At 51.6% G+C, this 1,673-nt stretch carries 1 rRNA gene; it reads left to right on the top strand.

Annotated features, from left to right (window positions below):
• Window positions 1-130: 130 nt before the first annotated feature.
• Window positions 131-1,659: ribosomal RNA gene (locus ACO0LM_RS28525) — 16S ribosomal RNA — on the top strand.
• Window positions 1,660-1,673 lie beyond the last annotated feature (14 nt).

Here is a 1,673-nt window from a genome sequence, read left to right as displayed (position 1 = left end):
ATAGCAAGTGTTCACAAGAAGTATAAAGCAAGACGGTTTTTTAGAAATAAGAAACTGAACTGTCAGTATTTTGAGTGAGCGACATGTCACTACGGTGACATAGACAAGAAATTGTCGAAAAACAGAGATTAAACTGAAGAGTTTGATCCTGGCTCAGATTGAACGCTGGCGGCATGCCTTACACATGCAAGTCGAACGGCAGCGCGGGGCAACCTGGCGGCGAGTGGCGAACGGGTGAGTAATATATCGGAACATACCCTAGAGTGGGGGATAACGTAGCGAAAGTTACGCTAATACCGCATACGCACTAAGGTGGAAAGTGGGGGCTCGCAAGACCTCATGCTCATGGAGTGGCCGATATCTGATTAGCTAGTTGGTAGGGTAAAAGCCTACCAAGGCGACGATCAGTAGCTGGTTTGAGAGAACGACCAGCCACACTGGAACTGAGACACGGTCCAGACTCCTACGGGAGGCAGCAGTGGGGAATTTTGGACAATGGGGGCAACCCTGATCCAGCAATGCCGCGTGAGTGAAGAAGGCCCTCGGGTTGTAAAGCTCTTTTGTCAGGGAAGAAACGGTGGTTCCTAATACGGACTGCTAATGACGGTACCTGAAGAATAAGCACCGGCTAACTACGTGCCAGCAGCCGCGGTAATACGTAGGGTGCAAGCGTTAATCGGAATTACTGGGCGTAAAGCGTGCGCAGGCGGTTTTATAAGTCTGATGTGAAATCCCCGGGCTCAACCTGGGAACTGCATTGGAGACTGTAAGGCTAGAGTGTGTCAGAGGGGGGTAGAATTCCACGTGTAGCAGTGAAATGCGTAGATATGTGGAGGAATACCGATGGCGAAGGCAGCCCCCTGGGATAACACTGACGCTCATGCACGAAAGCGTGGGGAGCAAACAGGATTAGATACCCTGGTAGTCCACGCCCTAAACGATGTCTACTAGTTGTCGGGTCTTAATTGACTTGGTAACGCAGCTAACGCGTGAAGTAGACCGCCTGGGGAGTACGGTCGCAAGATTAAAACTCAAAGGAATTGACGGGGACCCGCACAAGCGGTGGATGATGTGGATTAATTCGATGCAACGCGAAAAACCTTACCTACCCTTGACATGGAAGGAATCCTGAAGAGATTTGGGAGTGCTCGAAAGAGAACCTTTACACAGGTGCTGCATGGCTGTCGTCAGCTCGTGTCGTGAGATGTTGGGTTAAGTCCCGCAACGAGCGCAACCCTTGTCATTAGTTGCTACGAAAGGGCACTCTAATGAGACTGCCGGTGACAAACCGGAGGAAGGTGGGGATGACGTCAAGTCCTCATGGCCCTTATGGGTAGGGCTTCACACGTCATACAATGGTACATACAGAGGGCCGCCAACCCGCGAGGGGGAGCTAATCCCAGAAAGTGTATCGTAGTCCGGATTGTAGTCTGCAACTCGACTACATGAAGTTGGAATCGCTAGTAATCGCGGATCAGCATGTCGCGGTGAATACGTTCCCGGGTCTTGTACACACCGCCCGTCACACCATGGGAGCGGGTTCTGCCAGAAGTAGTTAGCTTAACCGCAAGGAGGGCGATTACCACGGCAGGGTTCGTGACTGGGGTGAAGTCGTAACAAGGTAGCCGTATCGGAAGGTGCGGCTGGATCACCTCCTTTCTAGAGTAGCGTGT

It is taken from the genome of Undibacterium sp. Di26W (assembly GCF_049340265.1).
Taxonomy (GTDB): Bacteria; Pseudomonadota; Gammaproteobacteria; order Burkholderiales; family Burkholderiaceae_D; genus Undibacterium.
The sequence above is the reverse complement of the archived record's forward strand: the minus strand, read 5'-3'. Positions and strand labels throughout refer to the sequence as shown.